The 21,002-nt window shown below is 70.4% G+C and carries 20 protein-coding genes, 3 pseudogenes and 1 riboswitch; of the genes and pseudogenes, 15 read left to right on the forward strand and 8 right to left on the reverse strand.

Features of this window, described 5'->3' with window-relative positions; translation table 11 throughout:
- Positions 1 to 298: 298 nt before the first annotated feature.
- From HCA58_RS23510 to HCA58_RS11290, 8 genes and pseudogenes are all read left to right on the forward strand, one after another.
- Positions 299 to 994, forward strand: a pseudogene (locus HCA58_RS23510) (PhoH family protein); the annotation flags it as partial.
- A 258-nt stretch (positions 995 to 1,252) separates the two neighbouring features.
- A pseudogene (locus tag HCA58_RS23515) lies at positions 1,253 to 1,804 on the forward strand (LAGLIDADG family homing endonuclease); the annotation flags it as partial.
- A gap of 246 nt (positions 1,805 to 2,050) precedes the next feature.
- Positions 2,051 to 2,407, forward strand: a pseudogene (locus HCA58_RS23520) (PhoH family protein); the annotation flags it as partial.
- A gap of 15 nt (positions 2,408 to 2,422) precedes the next feature.
- Positions 2,423 to 2,893 (forward strand): rRNA maturation RNase YbeY, encoded by a 471-nt coding sequence (gene ybeY / locus HCA58_RS11270; RefSeq protein WP_169597737.1) that lies wholly within the window; start codon positions 2,423 to 2,425, stop codon positions 2,891 to 2,893.
- On the forward strand, positions 2,869 to 4,275 hold the full coding sequence (locus tag HCA58_RS11275; protein WP_169597897.1) for a hemolysin family protein: 1,407 nt from the start codon (positions 2,869 to 2,871) through the stop codon (positions 4,273 to 4,275). The genes ybeY and HCA58_RS11275 overlap by 25 nt, the downstream gene beginning before the upstream one ends.
- The gene (locus HCA58_RS11280; RefSeq protein WP_169597738.1) at positions 4,268 to 4,645 is read left to right on the forward strand and encodes a cytidine deaminase; all 378 of its coding nucleotides are present in this window, start codon (positions 4,268 to 4,270) and stop codon (positions 4,643 to 4,645) included. Before HCA58_RS11275 ends, HCA58_RS11280 begins: the two co-directional genes overlap by 8 nt.
- Positions 4,642 to 5,535, forward strand: a complete 894-nt coding sequence (gene era / locus HCA58_RS11285) for a GTPase Era (protein ID WP_169597739.1) — start codon at positions 4,642 to 4,644, stop codon at positions 5,533 to 5,535. Before HCA58_RS11280 ends, era begins: the two co-directional genes overlap by 4 nt.
- Before the next feature lie 170 nt (positions 5,536 to 5,705).
- Positions 5,706 to 6,845: an acyltransferase gene (locus tag HCA58_RS11290; RefSeq protein ID WP_169597740.1), complete on the forward strand. Its 1,140-nt coding sequence runs from the start codon at positions 5,706 to 5,708 to the stop codon at positions 6,843 to 6,845.
- Here the strand turns inward: HCA58_RS11290 and HCA58_RS11295 are convergent.
- Positions 6,832 to 7,713 carry a DUF4097 family beta strand repeat-containing protein gene (locus HCA58_RS11295; RefSeq protein ID WP_169597741.1) on the reverse strand — a complete coding sequence of 294 codons (882 nt, stop codon included), beginning with the start codon at positions 7,711 to 7,713 and terminating at the stop codon, positions 6,832 to 6,834. The two genes, HCA58_RS11290 and HCA58_RS11295, sit on opposite strands and share 14 nt — an antisense overlap.
- 125 nt (positions 7,714 to 7,838) lie before the next feature.
- Here HCA58_RS11295 and recO point away from each other — a divergent pair, with 125 nt between their 5' ends.
- The 3 genes from recO to HCA58_RS11310 all read left to right on the forward strand — a co-directional run bounded on the left by recO (position 7,839) and on the right by HCA58_RS11310 (position 9,829).
- Positions 7,839 to 8,723 carry a DNA repair protein RecO gene (gene recO, locus HCA58_RS11300; protein ID WP_169597742.1) on the forward strand — a complete coding sequence of 295 codons (885 nt, stop codon included), beginning with the start codon at positions 7,839 to 7,841 and terminating at the stop codon, positions 8,721 to 8,723.
- Between the two features lie 32 nt (positions 8,724 to 8,755).
- Positions 8,756 to 9,532 carry an isoprenyl transferase gene (locus HCA58_RS11305; protein ID WP_205808386.1) on the forward strand — a complete coding sequence of 259 codons (777 nt, stop codon included), beginning with the start codon at positions 8,756 to 8,758 and terminating at the stop codon, positions 9,530 to 9,532.
- Between the two features lie 111 nt (positions 9,533 to 9,643).
- Positions 9,644 to 9,829, forward strand: coding sequence for a hypothetical protein (locus HCA58_RS11310; protein ID WP_169597744.1), 186 nt, complete (start codon positions 9,644 to 9,646; stop codon positions 9,827 to 9,829).
- A 115-nt stretch (positions 9,830 to 9,944) separates the two neighbouring features.
- Here the strand turns inward: HCA58_RS11310 and gndA are convergent, their stop codons facing one another.
- Positions 9,945 to 11,390, reverse strand: a complete 1,446-nt coding sequence (gndA, locus tag HCA58_RS11315) for an NADP-dependent phosphogluconate dehydrogenase (protein WP_169597745.1) — start codon at positions 11,388 to 11,390, stop codon at positions 9,945 to 9,947.
- A 419-nt stretch (positions 11,391 to 11,809) separates the two neighbouring features.
- On the opposite strand from gndA, the gene HCA58_RS11320 reads away from it, so the two are divergent.
- Positions 11,810 to 12,037 carry a hypothetical protein gene (locus HCA58_RS11320; RefSeq protein ID WP_169597746.1) on the forward strand — a complete coding sequence of 76 codons (228 nt, stop codon included), beginning with the start codon at positions 11,810 to 11,812 and terminating at the stop codon, positions 12,035 to 12,037.
- A gap of 102 nt (positions 12,038 to 12,139) precedes the next feature.
- On the opposite strand, the gene HCA58_RS11325 is transcribed toward HCA58_RS11320, so the two are convergent.
- The 5 genes from HCA58_RS11325 to HCA58_RS11345 all read right to left on the reverse strand — a co-directional run bounded on the left by HCA58_RS11325 (position 12,140) and on the right by HCA58_RS11345 (position 17,447).
- The gene (locus tag HCA58_RS11325; protein WP_346775959.1) at positions 12,140 to 12,646 is read right to left on the reverse strand and encodes a hypothetical protein; all 507 of its coding nucleotides are present in this window, start codon (positions 12,644 to 12,646) and stop codon (positions 12,140 to 12,142) included.
- Entirely contained in the window at positions 12,643 to 14,352 is a 1,710-nt protein-coding gene (locus HCA58_RS11330; RefSeq protein ID WP_169597748.1) for a PHP domain-containing protein, read from the reverse strand. Before HCA58_RS11330 ends, HCA58_RS11325 begins: the two co-directional genes overlap by 4 nt.
- Positions 14,353 to 14,523: 171 nt before the next feature.
- Positions 14,524 to 15,324, reverse strand: coding sequence for an energy-coupling factor transporter transmembrane component T (locus HCA58_RS11335; protein ID WP_169597749.1), 801 nt, complete (start codon positions 15,322 to 15,324; stop codon positions 14,524 to 14,526).
- A complete protein-coding gene (locus HCA58_RS11340; protein WP_169597750.1) occupies positions 15,321 to 16,751 on the reverse strand; it encodes an ABC transporter ATP-binding protein in 1,431 nt (476 codons plus the stop codon). The genes HCA58_RS11335 and HCA58_RS11340 overlap by 4 nt, the downstream gene beginning before the upstream one ends.
- A 105-nt stretch (positions 16,752 to 16,856) precedes the next feature.
- A complete protein-coding gene (locus HCA58_RS11345; protein WP_346775960.1) occupies positions 16,857 to 17,447 on the reverse strand; it encodes an ECF transporter S component in 591 nt (196 codons plus the stop codon).
- Between the two features lie 72 nt (positions 17,448 to 17,519).
- Positions 17,520 to 17,625, reverse strand: a riboswitch (TPP riboswitch).
- Between the two features lie 328 nt (positions 17,626 to 17,953).
- Between HCA58_RS11345 and HCA58_RS11350 the strand changes: the two genes are divergently transcribed.
- The 3 genes from HCA58_RS11350 to HCA58_RS11360 all read left to right on the forward strand — a co-directional run bounded on the left by HCA58_RS11350 (position 17,954) and on the right by HCA58_RS11360 (position 20,270).
- Positions 17,954 to 18,895 carry a permease gene (locus HCA58_RS11350; protein ID WP_346775970.1) on the forward strand — a complete coding sequence of 314 codons (942 nt, stop codon included), beginning with the start codon at positions 17,954 to 17,956 and terminating at the stop codon, positions 18,893 to 18,895.
- Positions 18,892 to 19,635, forward strand: a complete 744-nt coding sequence (locus tag HCA58_RS11355) for a TIGR03943 family protein (protein WP_169597752.1) — start codon at positions 18,892 to 18,894, stop codon at positions 19,633 to 19,635. The genes HCA58_RS11350 and HCA58_RS11355 overlap by 4 nt, the downstream gene beginning before the upstream one ends.
- Positions 19,636 to 19,769: 134 nt before the next feature.
- Positions 19,770 to 20,270, forward strand: a complete 501-nt coding sequence (locus HCA58_RS11360) for a DUF6328 family protein (protein WP_169597753.1) — start codon at positions 19,770 to 19,772, stop codon at positions 20,268 to 20,270.
- A gap of 119 nt (positions 20,271 to 20,389) precedes the next feature.
- Here HCA58_RS11360 and HCA58_RS11365 read toward each other — a convergent pair whose 3' ends face one another.
- Positions 20,390 to 21,001: a hypothetical protein gene (locus tag HCA58_RS11365; RefSeq protein WP_169597754.1), complete on the reverse strand. Its 612-nt coding sequence runs from the start codon at positions 20,999 to 21,001 to the stop codon at positions 20,390 to 20,392.
- Position 21,002 lies beyond the last annotated feature (1 nt).

The following is a 21,002-nucleotide window of genomic DNA, read 5'->3' on the forward strand; positions in this document are numbered from 1 at the left end:
CGTACCGTGCCGACCGGCCGCTGTGGACGTGTACCGCAGGCGGCACCGGAAACGACACGACCCTCGACGAGCACACGCGTTTGCGGATCGGCTCGGGTTCGACTTCCGCGGCTGACCGGGTGGTCGGATGGGGTGAAACACCCCGTCGTGTCCGGTGGTGCCCGGGTGTCGAAGCGGTGGAAATGGGAAGCGTGTCCGTGCGGTTGACCCGATACGATGGTGGCAACGTCCGTACGCCGCGCCCCGGGCCCGGCATCGAGATCGAGAGCAGGTGGCGCAGGGCCCACGGGCCCGACCTATGACCGGCACCCCACCTCCCGGCCCGCCCCGGGTGCAGACCAGGATCACGGTTCCCGATCCGAAGATCATGGTCAACCTGCTCGGCGCGGGTGACGAGATCCTGCGACTGGTCGAGCGCTCGGTGAACAGCGACGTGCACGTGCGTGGCAACGAGATCACCATCACCGGCGCTGCCGCTGACAACGCCCTCGCCGAACGTCTTTTCGGTGAGTTGCTCGAACTCATCGAGAAAGGTGAGACCCTGACCACCGATGCCGTCCGGCGTACCGTCGGCATGCTCGAACAGGGTGGCACGGAGCGACCCGCCGAGGTCCTGACCCTCAACATCCTCTCCCGGCGCGGGCGCACCATCCGTCCCAAGACGCTCGGGCAGAAGCGCTACGTCGACGCGATCGACGGGCACACCATCGTCTTCGGCATCGGCCCGGCGGGCACCGGCAAGACCTACCTCGCGATGGCCAAGGCCGTGCAGGCGTTGCAGGCCAAGCAGATCAGCAGGATCATCCTGACCCGGCCGGCGGTCGAGGCCGGTGAGCGACTGGGTTTCCTGCCCGGTACGCTCAACGATAAGATCGATCCCTATCTACGGCCGCTGTACGACGCCCTGCATGACATGCTGGACCCGGAGACCATTCCGAGGCTGATGGCCGCCGGCACGATCGAGGTCGCCCCCCTGGCCTACATGCGAGGTCGGGCGCAGCCGTACGACGCCCGCGTGTTGACGCCGGAAGGCTTCAAGCGGTTCGGCGCACTCCAGGTCGGCGATCTGGTGATCGGCTCGAACGGCGAGCCGACCCCGGTGATCGGCGTCTACCCGCAGGGGCCCAAGCAGGTCTACCGGGTGACCACGCAGGACGGGGCCTCCACCCTGTGCTGCGGTGAGCACCTCTGGACCGTGTCCACTGCCGAGGACGAGCGGCGTGGTCGCCGGCGCACGCTGGAGACCCAGGAGATGATCGGGCAGGAACGGCGTGGTTGCGACCGCCGTTACGAACTGCCGGTGGTCGCTGCGGTCCGGTTGGAGCCGCAGGACGTTCCGCTCGACCCGTACGTCCTCGGCCTGCTGCTCGGTGGCGGGTCGATCTCGTGCGGGACGACGCCGACCCTCACCACGGCGGACCCCGAGATCACCCGGTCGATCGGGGACGACTTCGACGACATCGAGCTGCACCGCACGAGCGAACGTGCCTACGTACTCCGGCACACCGACGGGCACCAGGGTGCAGTGCTCGTCGCGAACCCGGTGACGGTCGCGCTCCGTGAGCTGGGTCTGGCCGGGACGGAGCCGGGCACCGGCTTCGTCCCGGCCCGGTACCTCCAGAACAGCATCGATGTTCGCCTCGCCGTCCTGCAGGGGCTGCTGGACAGCGACGGCGGCTCGGTCGTCGAAACAGGACGCAGCTGCCGGTTGCGGTACTCGACGTCCTCTTCCCGACTGCGTGACGACGTCGTCCACCTGGTCCAGTCACTCGGTGGGGTGGCGACCTGGCGCGTTCGAGAGGCTGAGGGCGGCACGCCGGGCCTGGCCGACGGTCGATTGGACGCGTATCTCGTGGAGATCCGCCTGCCGGAGGACGTAGCACCGTTCCGGCTCGCGGGTAAGCGTCAGCGGTACGAGGAGCGCGGCGGCGCCCGGCCGATGCGTTTCATCGATTCGATCGTCCCGGCGGGTGTCCGGGAGACGATGTGCATCCAGGTCGCGGCGGAGGATTCGCTGTATGTCACCGATGACTTCCTGGTCACGCACAACACGCTGAACGACGCCTTCATCATTCTCGACGAGGCGCAGAACACCACGCCGGAGCAGATGAAGATGTTCCTCACCCGGCTCGGCTTCGGCTCCAAGATCGTGGTGACCGGCGATGTCACCCAGGTCGACCTGCCCGGCGGGACGACCAGCGGGCTGCGGGTGGTCCGGGACATCCTGGGCGGTGTCGACGACGTGCACTTCGCGCAGCTCTCCAGCGCCGATGTGGTTCGTCACCGGTTGGTCGGGAAGATCGTCGACGCGTACGCACGGTGGGACGCCGAGAACCAGCAGGCGCAGGGCGTGCACGCGGTGGCCGGGCGCAGTGCCCAGGGCAACCGCGGCGGCCGGCGCCGCTAGACCGAGGGAAGACAGTTGTCCATCGAGATCGCCAACGAGTCCGGTGCCGAGGTCGACACCGACGCCGTGCTCGCCGTCGCCCGGCACGCGCTCGACGAGATGGGTGTCAACCCGCTCGCCGAGCTGTCCGTGTTGCTGGTGGACGTCGACTACATGACCGAGCTGAACCATCGTTGGATGGGCGGCGACGGTCCGACCGATGTGCTGGCCTTCCCCATGGACGAGGGCAGCGTCGATCATGGGCCGGGCGAGACCGCCGCCGGTGGTGAGCCGGCGCTGCTCGGCGACATCGTGCTCTGCCCGGAGGTGGCGGCCAAGCAGGCCGTGACCGCCGGGCACCGCACCGCCGACGAGTTGCACCTGCTCACCGTGCACGGTGTCCTGCACCTGCTCGGGTACGACCACGCGGAGCCGGAGGAGGAGCGGGAGATGTTCGGATTGCAGGCCAGGCTGCTGGCGAGCTGGCGGTCGGCCCACTCCCGGTGATGGACCCACGATTGGCCGCGACCGCCACCGGCCTTCCCGACCTGCAACTGCTCGTGTTCGCTGCCGGGCTGGTGGTGCTCGCCGGCCTGATCGCGATGACCGAGGCCGCTCTGGCCGCGGTCTCACCGGCCCGTGCGGCGGAACTGTCCCGCGAGGGCCTCCGGGGCGCTCGTACGCTCCAGACAGTCGCCGGCGACGTGGTACGGCACCTCAATCTCCTGCTGCTGTTGCGGCTGCTCGCCGAGCTGACCGCCACCACGCTCGTGGCGTTGGTCGCGGTGGACACCTTCGGTGCGGGCTGGCGTGCGGCGCTTGTCACGGCCGGGGCGATGACCGTGGTCAGCTTCGTCGTGGTCGGCGTCGGTCCGCGCACCCTCGGCCGGCAGCACGCGTACGCGGTGGGTCGGGTGGCCGCACCGCTGGTGCGCTGGTTGGGCCGGGTGCTCAACCCGCTGGCCTCCCTGCTGATCCTGATCGGGAACGCGGTCACCCCGGGCCGTGGTTTCCGGGAGGGGCCGTTCGCCACCCAGGTCGAGCTGCGCGAACTCGTCGATCTGGCCGAGCAGCGCGGTGTGGTGGAGCACGGCGAGCGGCAGATGATCCATTCGGTCTTCGCCCTCGGCGACACCATTGCCCGCGAGGTGATGGTGCCGCGTACCGAGATGGTGTGGATCGAGTCGGGCAAGAACCTCTCCCAGGCACTCGCGCTGTTCCTGCGTTCCGGCTTCTCCCGGATCCCGGTCATCGGTGAGAGCGTCGACGACGTGCTCGGCATCCTCTATCTCAAGGACCTGATCCGGCACACCCAGGGCGGGGCGGCCGAGGATCGCCAGGTGCCGGTGGCCGAGCTGATGCGACCGGCGACCTTCGTACCCGAGTCCAAGCCGGTTGACGATCTGCTGTCGGAGATGCAGGCCGCCCGCAACCATCTGGTCATCGTGGTCGACGAGTACGGCGGCACCGGCGGCCTGGTCACCATCGAGGATATTCTCGAGGAGATCGTCGGCGAGATCACCGACGAGTACGACGTCGAACGTCCACCGGTCGAGCAGCTGCCCGACGGTGCGGTGCGGGTCACCGCCCGGCTGCCGGTGGAGGATCTCGGTGAGCTGTTCGACACCGAGCTGCCGCACGACGAGGTGGAGACCGTGGGTGGTCTGCTCGCCCAGGCCCTGGGGCGGGTGCCGATCCCGGGGGCGCGGGTCGAGGTGGCCGGTCTGCACCTGGTCGCCGAGGGCACCACCGGTCGCCGCAACCGGATCGACACGGTGCTGGTGTGCCGGGTGGAGCCGACAGACACGCAGGACGACCCGGGCGGGTCACCGCCCGTCTCCCGTTCCGACACCGACCGATCCGAGGAGAGGCAACCCGCCGATGTCTGAGTTCCCCGCCGTACCGGCTGCCCGGTCCACCGGCTGCGACCTGAGCGCCGAGGACGCCAAGTTGGTCGTCCTCGCCCGGGGCGCCCGGGGGAGGGTGGGCGCCGTGGAGGGTGCCGCGGTCCGGGACCAGGACGGCCGGACGTACGCGGCGGCCAGTGTGTCGCTGCCCTCGCTGACCATCACCGCGTTGCAGTTGGCGGTCGCTTCGGCGGCGGCGGCGGGCGCGACCCGGCTGGAGGCGGCGGTGGTGGTGACCGAGGCGTCGACGCTGGATGGTGCCGGATTCGCGGCGGTGCGTGACCTGGCTGCCGACGCGCCGGTCCATGTGGCTGGGCCGGACGGCACGGTGCTCGGCACGGTGACCGAATGAGCGAGCGCGAGCGCGCCTACCGGGCGGGATTCGCGTGTTTCGTCGGGCGGCCCAACGCCGGCAAGTCCACGTTGACGAACGCCATCGTCGGGCAAAAGATCGCAATCACGTCGAACAGGCCGCAGACCACCCGGCATGTCATTCGGGCGGTGCTGCACCGACCGGATTCGCAGCTCGTACTGGTGGACACCCCGGGGCTGCACCGTCCCCGCACCCTTCTGGGTGAACGACTCAACGATCTGGTCCGGCAGACCTGGAGCGAGGTCGACGTGATCGGGCTCTGCATTCCGGCCGACGAGCAGGTCGGCCGAGGTGACCGGTTCATCACCGGGGAACTGGCCGAGCTGAAGGCGACGGTGCTGGCCGTGGTCACCAAGACAGACCTGGTCGATCGCAAGCGCCTCGCCGAGCAGCTGCTCGCTGTCAGCGAGTTGGGGGACTTCGCGGAGGTCGTGCCGGTCAGTGCGGTATCGGGGCATCAGGTGGACACCCTGGTCGAAGTGATGACCCGCTATCTTCCCGAGTCGCCGCAGCTGTATCCGGACGACATGCTGACCGAGGATCCGGAACAGGTGCTGGTGGCCGAGCTGGTCCGGGAGGCTGCGCTGGAAGGCGTCCGGGACGAGTTGCCGCACTCCATCGCCGTGGTGGTGGAGGAGATGATCGCGGAGGGTCGGCTGACGAAGATCTACGCCGACGTGTACGTGGAGCGACCCAGCCAGAAGGCGATCGTCATCGGGCACCGGGGTGCTCGGCTGAAGGGTGTCGGCACTGCCGCGCGGCGGCAGATCGAGGAGCTGCTGGGCACGAAGGTCTATCTCGATCTGCACGTCCGGGTGGCCAAGGATTGGCAGCGTGACCCGAAGCAGCTGCGCAAGCTCGGGTTCTGAGCGGGTCTGGCGGATCGGTGAGTTGGGCTTCTGTCACTGGGTCGTCTGATCGGGACCGGTCAGTCTTATGGTCATTTTCACTATTGGAGTGGGTCTCTGGTTGTTTCGACGGCGGGCGATAGAGGGTAGGAGGGCAAGAGTCTCCGCGCCCTCGACATAGATGCAGGCTGATGCGAAACAGATACCTGGACCTGCTGCGCGCTCTGGCCATCGTGCGGGTGGTCGTCTACCACGTCACTGGCTGGGCATCGCTCACGCTGATATTTCCAGCGATGTCGGTGATGTTCGCGCTCGCCGGGTCACTGATGGCCGCGTCCCTGCTGCGTTCCGGACCGGTGGCGGTCGGTCGTCGGCTGCGGCGGCTGCTGCCGTCGCTGTGGGTGCTCGCTGCGATCTTCGTGCCGGCGATGCTGCTCACCGGGCTGCCGCTGACCCCCAAGGTGCTGCTCTGGCTCTTCCCCGTGTCCGACCCGCCGGCGAACTACTGGGGTGCGTTGGCGCTGAGCCCGATCTGGTATCTGCGCGACTACCTGTGGTTCGTGCTCGCCTCTCCGGTCGCGCTGTGGCTGTTCCGCCGCTTCCCGCTGCCCACCCTGCTCGCGCCGTACTGCCTGCTGCTGGTCATCGAGTCGGGCATCTATCAGAACCCGCCGCTCGTGCTGCGCCACTTCGGGCTCTACTTCGGGGCGTGGCTGCTGGGTTTCGCCCACCAGAGCGGAATGCTGCGCCGCCTCAGCGCCTGGGTCCTGGTGCCGACTGCGTTCACGCTCGCAGCGCTGGGCGGTGCCTGGGTGCTGACCCATCAGGGTCCGCGCGGCTACGACCTGAACGACATCCCGCTCGGCAACGCACTCTGGTCGGCCGCGTTCATCCTGGTGGCACTGGGCCGGTCACCGGCGACCGCGGACTGGGTGGACCGCAGCGCCGTGGTCGCTCGGGCGGTCACCGTGCTGAACCGGCGGGCGCTGACGGTCTACCTGTGGCACATGGCGTTCGTGGTCGCACTCACCCCGCTGGTCGACATGGTCGGCTGGTCGCACCAGGACCTGCTGGGCCTGGCGATCCGGGTGACCCTGGTCTTCCTGCTGGTGTGCCTGGTGACCGCGCTTGTGGGCTGGGTCGAGGACATCGCGGCACAGCGCCCGCCCGAACTGATCCCCGGTGGTCGCCGCCCGACGTCGCAGCCCACCCGCCGCCACGCGGAGTCCCGCACCGACGATCCCGATCCGGGACGGGGACGGCCGGCGCGGCGTCGTGCACCGCCGGTCCCGGAGCAGCGTGATCGGGGCGACGAGATCATCGCGAGGTGACGGTGATGTCGCCGCTTCCGGTACGCAGGTCGAGGACCAACGGGGCCGTCGGGTCGTGCGTCACACCCAGCTCGGTGCGACCGGAACCGACGTCCGACCGGACCTGGTACGGGCCGTCCGGCACGGTCAGGTCGACGTTGCCACTCGACGCGTGCGCCCGGACGGCGGCAGGCTCCTCCAGTTCGACAGTGACGTTGCCGGACTTGGTCTGCGCGTCCACGTCGCCGCCGAGGCGGCTGCCCGTCACGTTGCCGGAGGAGGCCCGCATCACGACGGGTGCGGTCACGTCGTACACCTCGATGTTGCCGGAGCCGGTTTCCACCCGGACGCTGTCGGTTGCCGCGGTGACCCGCACGTCGCCGGAGCCGACCTCGACGTCCACCCGGCCGACCCGGCTCAGGTCCACGTTGCCGGAGCCGGTCCCACCCCGCACGCTGACCCCCTCGGCGACCGTCACCTCGTAGGAGACGCTGCACCGGGGGCCGCACGAGGCGTCCAGCACCAGTTCGGCGCCGTTGATCTCGTATGTCGCGTCCGGCTGTTCACCCTGGTAGCGCACCACGCGCTTGACGCGTACCCCGTCGGTTGCGCTGTCGGCCCGGATCACCACGTCGCCGGCACCGGGCAGCACCTGGATGGCGGTGATCCTGGCGGACTCGGTGGTGTCGAAGTCGAGTCGTCGGTACGACAGCTTGTCGCACCCGACGAGGACGATGAGGGCGGCGGCCGCGGCGACCGCGATGCCGGTCCGGCGTGCGGTGCCGCCACGCCGCGAGCTGCTCCCGCACCGCACGGTGGACCGTCGCGTCACGGCGGGCCGATCCGCGGAGGCGGTCCGGGGGTCGGCGCTGATCCGGTGCGAAGCCATGCCGAGCACGCTACGACGGGCACGAGCGGCGCACATCCGGGTTCACCGGCACGACAACCCCGAGCGGACCCTGAATTCCGGCCCGGGGTCGAACCGGACCTTCGGCCGGAGGGGAGAATGGTGTGATGGCCGGGTACCGCCGACAGCTCTACCGCGACGACGCCGTGGTACTGCGTGTGCAGAAACTCGGCGAGTCCGACCGGATCATCACGCTGCTGACCCGGCGACACGGCCGGCTGCGCGCCGTCGCCCGAGGTGTACGCCGGACCACCTCGAAGTTCGGTGCCCGGCTGGAGCCCTTCGGGCACGTCGATCTGCAACTGGCCGGTGATCCCAAGGGGGAGCAGGGCAGTTCGCTGCACAGCGTCAGCCAGGTCGAGGGGATCGACCTGTACGGCAAACGGTTCCTGGGTGACTACCCCCGCTACACCGCGGCCAGCGCGATCGCCGAGACCGCCGAGCGGCTCACCCCGGTCGAACGGGAGCCCTCGTTGCGGCTGTTCCAGCTCACCCTGGGGGCGTTGCGCGCCCTCGCTGACGGCGGCCACGCCACCACCCTCGTGCTCGACGCGTACCTGCTGCGGGGGATGACGCTGGCAGGTTGGGCACCGGCTCTGACCGCCTGCGCGGTCTGTGGCACGCCCGGTCGACACCGGGCCTTCTCGGTACCGGCCGGTGGAGCGGTCTGCCCGGACTGCCGGCCACCCGGGGCCACCCACCCGGCGCCGGCAACGATCGACCTGATGTCGGCACTGACCGTCGGTGACTGGCGGGTTGCCGACGCCACCGAGAACGGGGTACGTCGGGAGTGCAGCGGCCTGGTCGCGGCGCACCTGCAGTGGCACCTGGAACGCGCGCTACGCTCGCTGCCGCTGGTGGACCGGGGCGGGATGCCGTCGGCGCCCGGTGCGCAGCGGCCGACCGGCGACGCCGGCCCGGCGGCTCCGGCCGGAGCAGCGTTGCCGCCCGACCGGGCGTCACAGGATGTGATCAGGGAGATGACCGAGTGATCCGATCGTCCAGGGCGGACCGGCGCGAGCCGATGCCGCCGACCCCGCACCCGTCGGGAGCCCGACCGCCGGCGCTGCCAGCGGGGGCGGTACCCCGCCACGTCGCCGTGGTGATGGACGGCAACGGCCGGTGGGCCAAGGAGCGCGGACTGCCCCGCACGAAGGGCCACGAGGCGGGGGAGTTCTCCCTCTTCGACACCATCGAGGGTGCCATCGAGTTGGGCATCCCGTACCTGTCGGCGTACGCCTTCTCCACGGAGAACTGGCGGCGTTCGCCGGAGGAGGTGCGGTTCCTGATGGGCTTCAACCGGGATGTCATCCGCCGTCGCCGCGACCAGTTGGTCGACCTCGGGGTGCGGGTGCTGTGGTCCGGTCGCGCCGGACGGCTGTGGAAAAGCGTCATCAGCGAGTTGCAGACGGCGGAGGAGATGTCACGCGGCAACTCGACGCTGACCCTGCAGTTCTGTGTGAACTACGGCGGGCATGCCGAGATCGCCGACGCCGCCGCCGCGATCGCCCGGGAGGCTGCCGCCGGCCGACTCGATCCGGCCAAGGTCACCGAGAAGACGGTCGGGCGGTACCTCTACCATCCCGAGGTGCCTGAGGTGGACCTGTTCCTGCGGCCCTCCGGCGAGCAGCGGACCTCGAACTTCATGCTCTGGCAGAGTGCGTACGCCGAGCTGGTCTTCCTGGACACGCTCTGGCCAGATTTCGACCGCCGTCACCTGTGGTACGCCTGTGAGCTGTACGCCAAGCGCGACCGTCGCTTCGGTGGCGCGTTGCCCAACCCTGTTGCCCCGGGGACCTGAGGGCGGCGGTCGGGCCGCCCGAGCGGTGGTGGTGTCGACCACCTGTGCGCATAGCGGGCAGCAACGCTGGGTATGACCGCTGGCAGCAGCCACTGACGGAGGTGAACCCATATGATCCGCAAGCGCATCGGGCAGTGGGCGGTGATGGCCATCGCGGTACCGGTCGCCGCCGCCGGGGCCCGGAAGTTGAGTGGCACCCTGCAGGCCCGACGTGGACCCAACCGGGCCACCCGACTGCTCGACAAGGGTGCCGATCTGATCCGCCCGCAGCAGGCCAAGCGCCGCCGCTTCTTCTGACGGTCACAGCCGCCAGCGTCACGGCATCTCGCGGTATCCGCACTTTCGGATACCGCGAGATGCCGTTGTCGTGCGGTGCGCGGTCATGGCGCGTCCGACCGGGCGGGAACCTGGCTCAGGCCTCGACCTCACTGCGGTCGGGAGTGGCCCAGAGGGTGTGGAACGAACCGTCCCGGTCGACCCGGCGGTAGGTGTGCGCGCCGAAGTTGTCCCGTAGACCCTGGATCAGCGCTGCCGGTAGCCGGTCCGCCCGCAACGCGTCGAAGTACGCCAGCGACGAGGCGAACGCCGGGGCCGGTACGCCCGCCCGGGCCGCCTCGGCCACCACCCGTCGCCAACTCGGCACCCCGTCGCGCACCGTGTCGGCGAACCACGGTGCCACGAGCAGGGTGGGTAGTTCCGGCTGCTCGTCGTACGCCTGCCTGATGCGGTCCAGGAACCGGGCCCGGATGATGCAGCCACCGCGCCAGATCGTCGCCGTGCCGCCCAGGTCGACGCCCCAGTCGTACTCGGCGCTGCCGGCGCGGATCTGGTCGAAGCCCTGCGCGTAGGCGACGATCTTCGAGGCAAGTAGCGCCTGCCGGACGTCCTCGATGAACGCATCGCGGTCACTGACCTGCCATTTCTCGCCGCCCTCCGGGAAGGCCCGCAACGCGGCCTCGCGCTGGCCGACGTGGCCCGACAGTGACCGGGCGAAGGTGGCCTCGGCGATACCGGTGATCGGGATGCCCAGGTCGAGGGCGATCTGGACGGTCCACCGGCCGGTACCCTTCTGCTCGGCCCGATCCTGCACCACGTCCACGAATGCCTGCCCGGTGGCGGCGTCGGTGTGCGCTAGCACGTCGGCAGTGATCTCGATCAGGAACGACTCCAGTTCGCCGGAGTTCCACTCGCGGAAGATCTGCGCGATCTCCGCCGGTTCCGCGCCCAGCCCGGCCCGCAGCAGGTCGTACGCCTCGGCGATGAGCTGCATGTCGGCGTACTCGATGCCGTTGTGGACCATCTTGACGAAGTGCCCGGCACCGTCCGGTCCGACGTGCTGGCAGCAGGGTACGCCCTCGACCTGCGCGGCGATCTTCTCGAAGATCGGCCCGAGCTTGCGGTACGACTCGGCCGAGCCGCCCGGCATGATGCTCGGCCCCCACAGGGCACCCTCCTCGCCACCGGAGACACCGGTACCGACGAAGTGCAGGCCCTGCGCCCGTAGCGCCTCCTCACGACGGCGGGTGTCGGCGAAGTGCGCGTTGCCGCAGTCGATGATGATGTCGCCCGCCTCCAGCAGCGGCACCAACTCGTCGATCACCGCGTCGGTGGGACCACCTGCCTTCACCATGATGATCACCGCGCGTGGGCGCTCCAGCGCGGCGACGAAGTCCGCCAGGGACTCCGTCGGGACGAAGGTCCCCTCGTCGCCGTGTTCCGCCACCAGCGACCGGGTCCGCTCCGGCGAGCGGTTGTGCACCGCCACGGTGAACCCGTTGCGGGCCAGGTTGCGGGCCAGGTTGCGGCCCATCACCGCCAGCCCCGTCACACCGATCTGCGCCGTAGCCCGATCCGCCATCCTCGTCGCCACCTTCCGCCGTCTGCCTGTAGTGCTGCGACGGTATCGCGGCACCCGGTCGCCGTGCGCCGTCCCCCCACCGCTGGTCATCAGGTGGTCGCGCAGCGCACCACGGTCGTCGCGCGATAGGCGACCGTCCGCTCCGTTGATCGTTCCTAATTCGGGTGCGGCGGCCTCGGCCCAGCCGGTAGCGTGCGGGTATGCGCTACTGACGCCCCAGTTCCGAGCCGGGTCCGCCGCTGTCCTGCCGCGGCCCGTGTGCTCCCGGGCGTCCGCGTGTGGCCACCCGCCGTCGGTGTCGGCGTCCTCCGTGGTTGGTCCCGGGCAGCAGTCCCACCGTCCCGTGCCGCCCCTGGTGGCGGTCCGCACGACGCGGTCGATCGACCTCCGCCGGTCGTCGGCCCAACGAGGAGGCACAGATGCCAGCCAAGCGCAGTTCCCGCAAGCCCCGCCCCGACCGTCACTCGGCCGAAATCGCCGCCGTCACACCGGCGAACCTGGACGACGTCGCGGTCGCACCGTCGCCCACCCTGCCGACGGCACGACCAGCAGCGCCGAAGGCGGGACCGCCGGCCACCGGCAGCTCCGGCGTCGGCCGCGGCCAGCGGACCAGCCAGGTCCGTCGTCACGCTTTCCGCCGTAGCTGAGGGGCCGCAAGGGCCGGGCGTGCGTCGGTACGCGCGCCCGGCCCGCTGCCCTGCCACGACGTGCCGGTGCCGGGCGTGTCATGGTCGGAGGTTCACCAGCGTTCAGTGGTCGGCACAACAGGGGGTCGGGTCGGGCACCTCGAACGGAGCCAGGCCGCCCGCATGGTGCGGCATGGTGACCAGGACCAGCTCGCCCGCCTGCCACTGTGGCCGGACGAAGTCCCTGGTGTGCACGGGCGTGTCCGGGGTCACCGATGCTCCGCCCAGCGCGACCACCCGTTCGATCGCCCCGGCGGCGAGCAGTTCGCCGACGGTGAGGATCCCGATCATGTGGTCCGCACCCGGAAAGTGCACCGCACGCCCGGAGCGCCGGGCGGCGTGCTCGCCGGCTGCCCGAGCGGCTGCCGCCCGCAGTTCGGGTGGTGTGACCGCCAGTTCCGCGAGCGGTTCCGCTGCCGTGCCGGCCAGACTGAGCGCCACATGGGGGTAGGGGTCGGTGACCAGGTGGGTGCAGGCGATCAGATCAGACCCCAACCCCGGTACCTGCTCGACGAGCCAGTGGTCGGCCGCCCGCAGGGTGCGGTGCCCCAGGCTGAGGCCGACGATCACCTGGGCTCGATCCAGATGGGGTTCGCGTAGAACCACAGGTCCTCCCACGGGTTGGCGGCACCGACGACGTCCAACGCCGGACCGAACGGGTCGACCGTCGCGCCCATCAGACCGGGCTGGCTGCGCCTGCCGTCGGTGCCTCGGATCCGCAGGTAGAACGGCTGGTCCACCCGGCCGAAGGAGTAGCTGAACGAGACCCGGCCGGTCCGCTTGGTCACCTCGAAGGACTTGACCACCTTCGTCTTCGGCGCGGTGAAGGTGTCCTTGTCGGCGACCGGACCGGTCACCAGTCCGGCGATCACGTCGACGCGGGCGAGTACCGGCACGAACTGCGACCAGTTCGGGATGTCTGCCAGGTCCACGTCGACGGTCACTTCGACGGAGGTGCCGCGCTTGACCCGCAGCACCCCGCCGAGCGGAGTGCCGGAGTTGCTTCGACGGTCACCCGCGACGCGGGCGCGAACGTCGAGGCCCTTGATCAGACCGCCGTGGTCCACCCAGACCCTGCCGGCGCGCAGGCCGTCCATGACGGCTCGGTAGCTGAAACTGCTCGCCCCGACGTGCGTACGGCTGTACTGTCCCGGCCAGTAGTCGCCGACGTCGGTGAGTACCGGGCCGTGTACCGGGTCGTTGTACTTGCCGTTGAGGGCGAAGTCGCTTCCCGGGCCCCGCTGGGAGGTGTCGAGGTAGTTCACGTGCGAGTCGGAGTTGGCGCTGATCCACCAGGCCCGCCCCTCGGCGAGCAGACTGTCCCAGAGCCCGCCGACGGTCGAGGTCATCCAGTCGAACCCGCCCCAGGTGCGGTAGCTCTCCAGCGGGTAGCCGGGGAACGAGTTGGCCGACGGGTTGTTGTCGTAGTAGCCGCGTGCCCGGCCACCGGTGTCCCGGGGGAGGCCGGCGGCCTGGTGGCCCGGTGCGCCCTCCATCCCGACGGCGACGCTGGGGTCGGCGTCGCGCCAGGCCCGGATTTCGTGCGGTGAGTCGATGCCCCTCCGGGCCGGGTGGTTGGCCAGGAAGAGCGCCCCCTCGACGCGGCGCTTGCGGACCGCCTCACCCAGGAACTTGATTCCGGAGATGGCCAGCGCCTCGTTGGTCGGGGTGCTGTCACCGGCCCCGAGGACCGTGCCGTCGAAGGAGTTCTCGAACTCCTTCAACACGGCAACTTCGTGGCGCCCCGGATGCACGAAGACGGTGGCGTGCTCGGCCGCCGGGATGTTCCACTCCAGGCCCTGGTAGATCAGCAGGTCCCTGAGCCGGGAACGGGCGTCCACGATGTCCGGATTCACCTTCTCCACGCCGATCTTCGCGTGGGTGGTGCTGCCGTGGTCGGTGACGACCATCCAGTCCAGACCGTACGCCCGCGCGTGCCGGGCCTGGTCGATCACCCGATACATGGCGTCGGAGCTGTACTGGGTGTGGATGTGGTGATCACCGGCCAGCCAGTGGAAACCGCCGGTTTTTCCGTGGTCACCGCCGGGCCCGTGGTGGTGGCCGTGGTCGTGCCCACCGGCCGTCGCCGGGGTGCCGGCGGCCAGCACGGTGGTGGCCGCGCCGGCCCCGAGCAGGCCGGCGCTGCGCAGGAAACCACGTCGATTGAGGTCGGCCGGCGGCAGTTCACCGTCGGGGACAGCCAGGTCGAGCGCCGGCGGAACGTCGGTGCCGCTGGCGGAGTCGTGGTCGTGGTGGTGCGCGTGGCCATGGCCCATCTAGTGCTCCAGTGTGCTCGATCGAGGAGACGTCGCAGGCCAATGTGGTCGCACTTGGCGAACGTGACGTGTCGCCCACGCAGCGAACATGCAAACATGCGTTTTTGAGCATGTCCTATGCCGATCGGGTCTGTCGTTCACCGGTGCCGTCGCGGCTGGTACCGGCGACTGTCAGCCGATCAGGGGGCGGAACGTGCCGAGCACCACGCTGACCGCCAGTGTCGCCCCGGCCGTCGCCGTGGCGGCGACCATGAGCAGCCAGTCGGCTGCGCTGAACCGCTGCCGCCGAGCGACGGTACGCGGCACACCACTGTCGAAGCCTCGAGCATCCATCGCCACGGCGAGCCGGGTGCCTCGCCGGATCGCACCGACCAGCAGCGCGTACGCCGTCGAGACGAACATCCGCAGGCGGGCGATCGGGTGTCGCCCTGCCTCGACTCCGCGCGCCCGACGGGCCATGGTGATCAGCTGCCATTCCTGGCCGAGCAGTGGCACCAGCCGGAACGCCGCCAACGCGCCGATGGCGAACCTGGCGGGTGCTTTCGCGTTCTGTACCAGCGCGTCGGCCAGGTCCGTCGGGTCGGTGGTGGCGAAGACGATCACGCCGGGAAGCGCCACCGCGAACAGTCGTAGTATCAGGCCGAGCGCAGTGGTCAGCACGCCCGTGGTCACTACGACCGGGCCCGCGTCGAGCAGCACACGGCCCGACCTGTCGGCGGCGAAGAGCACGAGCGTGACCAGGATGCCGCCGGCGGCGGCCAGCAGCGGCCAGGCCCGCCGCGCCAGCAGCCCGGGGTGCACCCCGAACAACGGCAGCACCGCGAGTTCCACGGCGATCGCGATGGCCGGTGCGACCGGGTCCAGCGTGGTCATCAGCGGAAGTACGAACAGCATCGCCGCCGCCACCTTGGCCACCGGATTGCGCCGAGCCAGCGGCGCGCCCGGCCGGGCGATCGGCTCCAAGGTGATCATCGTGCCTCCGGGCTGGTGGCCGGCGGCGCGAGCATCAGCGTGCGGTCGGCCAGAGCGGCCACGAATTCGGCGTCGTGGGTGACGGCGACCATGCCGTTACCGGTGTCGCGCAGGTCGGCGAGGAGGTCCACCAGTTCGCGCCAGGTACGTCGGTCCTGCCCGAAGGTGGGTTCGTCGCAGAGCAGCACGCGGGGCGCGGTGGCGAGGGCGGTCGCCACGCTCAGCCGTCGCGCTTCGCCACCGGAGAGCGTGTACGGGTTGGCGGCGGCGAGCCGGTCCAGCCTCAGCCGGCTCAACAGTTCGCTGACCCGGTCGCGGACCGCCGGTTCGGCCGCCCCGGTCCGTCGCGGTCCCAGGGCCAGTTCGTCGAAGACGGTGCCGGTGACGAACTGGTGCTCGGGATTCTGGAACACCGAGCCGATCCGGCGGGTCAGCGCCGGTGCCCGCCAACGGTGTGGCGCGGTACCCGAGTCTGTTCCGGCCAGCTCGGGGCTCGCCACCAGCCGTCCGGTGCCGGGCCGGAGAAGTCCGCCGAGCAGTAATGCCAGGGTGGACTTCCCGGCGCCGTTCGGGCCGAGCACGGCGAGCGCCTCACCGGCGCGTACGGTGAGGTCGGTGGGGGTGAGTCGGGGCGGCTGACCGAGCCGCTCGGCGGTGAGCAACACTTCGCCGGCCGGGGCGGTGGCGCGGCGTGGCGGGATCGTCCGGCCGGGAACCCAGACTCCCTCGGCGGCGAGGGCGTCGCCGTGCGCGGCGAAGACCGTGTCCGGTGGACCGTCGGCCCGGACCCCGCCCCCGGGTTCGAGCACCACCACCCGGTCGACCAGGGGCAGAGCGTCGGCGACTCGGTGTTCGACCAGGATCAGGGTGGTGTCGGCGTCCACCGCCCGGGCGAGCGCCGCACGGATCAGGGCCGCGCCGGCCGGGTCGAGGTTGGCGGTGGGTTCGTCGAGCAGTAGCAGGCCGGGACGCAGTGCCAGTACGCCGGCCAGGGCGAGGCGTTGTTGTTCGCCTCCGGACAGCGCTGCGGTGGGCCGGTCCCGGTGGTACGGGAAGCCGACCCGGTCCAGTGCCTCGTCCACCCGCTGCCAGATCTGTCCGGTCGGTACGCCCCGGTTCTCCAGCCCGAACGCCACGTCGTCGCCGCTGCGGGACATGACAAGCTGGGACTGCGGGTCCTGGAAGACGATGCCGACCCCCTCGCCGACCGGCCGGCCGTCGATCTCGATGGTGCCCTCGTGCTCCCCGGAGTCCTCGGGCAGCAGACCAGCCAGCGCCGCCAGCAGTGTGCTCTTGCCCGCTCCGGACGGTCCGAGCAGCAGTACCCGCTCACCGCGCTCCACCCGCAGATCGACCCCGCGCACCGCCCAGCCACGCCTTCCGGCGTGCCGCCACCCGAACCCCCGCACCCACACCCCCGCGCCCACTCCTTCACCCTCCTTTCCTTCTCGCTGTCGATCATGAGGTTGACGGTTGCTGCGGAGATCGAAGTTGCCGCTAACCTCATGATCAACGTGATCGGGGGTCCGGGGTCAGACGAGGGGACGTTCGCGGGCGGCGGGGAAGCGGTCGAGGACACCGGTGCGGGTGAGGGCGCGGGTGAGGGCGTGGGCGCCGGCACCGGCGATGACGGTGGCGCTGACGATGGTGAGCAGTGCGTAGGGCAGGCGGTAGGTGGCGATGTCGCGTCCGGCGTTCCAGTAGACGAAGTCGAAGAGCGCCGCACTCAGGCCGGTCGTCGCGCCGGCCAACAGGGCGGTCGGCAGCCGGTACGAGCGGTACCGGAAGGCGGCGAAGGCCAACTCGGCACCGAGGCCCTGCATCAGCCCCTGCAACAGGACGATGGTGCCCCACTGGCTACCCAGCAGGGCCGAAATGATCGCCGCCAGCAGCTCGCAGTACAGCGCGGCACCTGGCTTACGGATGACCAGGCCGCCGAGGACGGCCGGCACCAGCCAGACACCGTAGATCAGGGTCTGTGCCGGCGGGAAGAAACTGAAGGCGCCCTCGGTGGCGCTCCACACCACGCCCCAGGCCCAGAAGATCACGCCGAAGGCGACGGCGATCACCGACGCCACCACGATGTCGATGGTGCGCCAGCGGTTGCGGTGAGTGGTTTGCACTGTTGCGGCTCCCGGTCCGGATGCGAGCCAGGCAAGACGCACGCCCCACCCGGCGGTGCCGGACTGTGGCGGGCTGGAGGTGGACCGAACTCCCTGCGCTGGCATTACCCAGATCAGGTACGGAGGGTCTGCGGGCGGACCCGCACTCTCAGCGCTGTGCGCTCCCCTGTCGGAGGTGTCGTCTGTCCCGCCGACGCTAACACCACATAAGATCCACCGGCAATGTGATCTACCCAGGTCACGAAGGGTGTTCCCGTCCGGGTGTTCACCCGGCGGGAAGTCCTCGTCGGCCGGAAATATGTGACATCCATCGACGTCATCCGTGCCGGACGGTAATCTCAGTCCGCCGATCCGCCACGGCCGAAGGGTGACGGGTGACCACAGACACTGACCGGGCCGTGCCGGGTGAACCAGGAGGCCGTGCCGCGGCCGGGGGCGTCGACGACAGCGTCCACCCTCCGGGTGCGGCCGGAGGCGAGCCGCCCCGGCGCTGGCTCGGCGACCGGATCGGCTCGGTGGAGGTCCTGGCGGCGCTGCTGATCATCCTGATCATCTTCCGCGAGCCGATCGCCGCGACCCTCGACGATCCCCGCATCCAGACCTGGACCACCGTCTTCGTGTCGATCATGGTGCAGGCCGTGCCGTTCCTGGCCTTCGGCGTGCTGCTCTCCGCCGTGATCGCGGTCTTCGTGCCGCGGTCGTTCTGGGCGAAGGCGTTACCCCGACACCCGGCACTGGCGGTGCCGGCCGCCAGTGCGGCCGGGGTGGTGTTGCCCGGCTGCGAATGTGGTTCGGTGCCGATCGCCGGCTCACTGATCCGACGCGGTGTCACGCCGGCCGCCGCGCTGGCCTTCCTGCTCGCCGCCCCGGCGGTCAACCCGATCGTGCTCACCGCCACCGCGGTCGCCTTCCCCAACAACCCGGAGATGGTGCTCGCCCGGGGCGTCGCCAGCCTGATCGTTGCCATGATCATGGGCTGGCTCTGGCTGCGGCTCGGGCGTACCGAGTGGATCCGGATGCCGCGTCGGCCGGAGTTGGACGACACCTCCCGGGGCCGGGCCTTCTGGGCCGCCGTCCGGCACGACGTGACGCACGCCGGTGGTTTCCTGGTGCTCGGCGCGATGGCCGCCGCGAGCATCAACGTGCTGGTGCCGGAGCGGTGGTTGCAGACCCTCGCCGACAACGCGTGGCTGTCGATCCTGGCGCTGGCGTTGCTCGCCGTGCTGCTGTCGCTCTGCAGCGAGGCCGACGCCTTCGTCGCGGCCTCGCTGTCCCAGTTCTCACTCACGTCCCGACTGGTCTTCCTGGTGGTGGGGCCGATGGTCGATCTCAAGCTGATCTCGATGCAGGCAGGCGTGTTCGGTCGCCGTTTCGCCCTCCGGTTCGCGCCGACCACCTTCGTGGTGGCGCTGCTGGTCGCCGCCGGCGCCGGGGCGGTGCTGCTGTGAACCGGCAGGCGCAGGCGGTGATCCTGCTGCTGCTCGGTGGCGCGGTGATCCGCGCCAGCGTCACCGACCTCTACCTGCGCTACGTCAAGGAGGGACTGCGCCCCTTCCTGATCGCCGCTGGGCTGCTGCTCGTCGCCGCCGCGGTGATGACGCTCTGGTACGAGTTGCGCCCGCCGGCCCCCCGCGCGTTGGCCCCGGCCGGTGGTCCCGGCACCGGGCACGACGCGCACGGGCACGCCCATCACGAGCCTCGTGTCGGATGGCTGCTGATCCTGCCGGTGCTCGGCCTGCTGCTGGTCGCACCGCCGGCCCTCGGTTCGTACGCCGCGGGCCAGGCCGGCACCGCCCTGAGCGCTCCGCAGCAGTCCGACTATCCGCCGTTACCCGAGGGCGACCCGGTGCAGGTGAGCGTCCTGGACTACGCCTCCAGGGCGCTTTTCGACCGGGGTGCGTCCATCGGTGATCGGCGGGTGCAGCTCACCGGCTTCATCGCCACCGGCGGGGACGGTCAGGCGATCCTGGCCCGGATGGTGATGTCCTGCTGCGCCGCCGACGGCCGCCCGGTCAAGCTCGGAATGACCGGTGACGTACCCGCCGGGCTGCCCGACGACAGCTGGGTGGAGGTGACCGGCCGCTACACCGACCGGCTCGGCCGCGACCCGGTGAACGATCTGGAGATTCCCTACATCGAGGTCGAGTCCTGGCGGGAGGTTCCCGTCCCCAAACGGCCCTACGACTAGCGCGGTGTCCAGCGAGCTGCGCATCGACGTCCGAGGTGATACGTGGTGGATTCCGGGCGGGTTTCGGGCCGAACCCGTTGGGGCATCAGCGTTTCCGCCGGCGTCAAGGACCGGCGGAGCCCCGGAGGTCCGCGGTGTCGAAGGAAACCGAGAAGCAGCGGTGGCAGCGCAACTTCGCCGACCTGCTACAGGAACTGCGGGTCGCGCAGACCGGCGTGCAGATCCTGTTCGCCTTCCTGCTGACCCTGCCGTTCAGCGCCGGCTTCGGGGACACCACCCAGTTCCAGCGGGACGTCTACATCGTGGCGCTGCTGGCTGCGGCCGGTGCGACCGCAATGATCATTTCTCCGGTGGCCTTCCACCGGGCGCTGTTCCGGCAGGGACGCAAGCCGGAGATGGTGCGCTTCGCCCATCGGATGGCCAGCGGCGGTCTTGGCTTCATGCTCGTCGCGATGGTGAGTTCGGTGCTGCTGATCACCGATTTCGTGCTCGCCCGGCCGGTGGCCTTCCTGCTCAGCGGCGTGGCCGGCCTGTGGTTCCTGACCTTCTGGGTGTTCCTGCCCTTCGCTCGCCGCAACTGGGGTGAGGACGACATCGACGACGAGGAAGACCCGAGTGGACTTGACCGGAGCTGAACCCGCCGCTGGACACGCACCGGGAGGCCAGCTCGGATGCGGCGGGCCAGCTGGCCGAGCGGGAGGCGGATCAGCTCGTCGAGGGGTCGGGTGAGACCCAGCGCGGACAGCCCCAGCCGCTAGGGGCGGTGGGGGTCGTGGAGGCCGAGGCGGCGGAGTTCGAGGGCGGCCAGGGCGTTGACCGTGGTGTCGTCGCCTCGGCGCCACGCTTCGGTGACGTCGGGGCCGATCCGGGTGAGCTTGCCCAACGGCTGACCGGCCAGGGCGCGCAGGGCCAGCAGGTCCCGGCCGGCGGGCGCGGTGGCCAGCAGTACCGCCGAGCCGGCCCGGCGCATCCATCGCAGCCGCAGCGGTAGCCAGCCGAAGACCACGAGGCCGAGCGGAACGATCAGCAGCCCGATGGCAAGCGCCAACGCCAACTGGTCGACGAGCTCCTGCTGGTCGCGGCCGGCCTCGGCAAGTGACCGGGCGGCACCGGCCGCCCGCTCGAAGGGGGCGGTCAGCTCGTCGCCGACCAATGGCACCCGGCCGACCTTGCCGCCGGCCTCGGCCAGGTTGTCGGCCAGCCCGCCACCTGCCCCCTCCAGCTTCTGCCCGGGTACGGCCAGTTGCTGCACCAGGTCGTGCAGCCACAGCGCACCCCGGATCGTCGCGTACACCCAGCCGATGACGAGCAGGTCGGTGAGCAGCTGTCGTAGCGCGTTCGGGAAACGATCAGCGTAGATCTTCACG

It is taken from the genome of Micromonospora sp. HNM0581 (assembly GCF_012726175.1).
Classification (GTDB): domain Bacteria; phylum Actinomycetota; class Actinomycetes; order Mycobacteriales; family Micromonosporaceae; genus Micromonospora.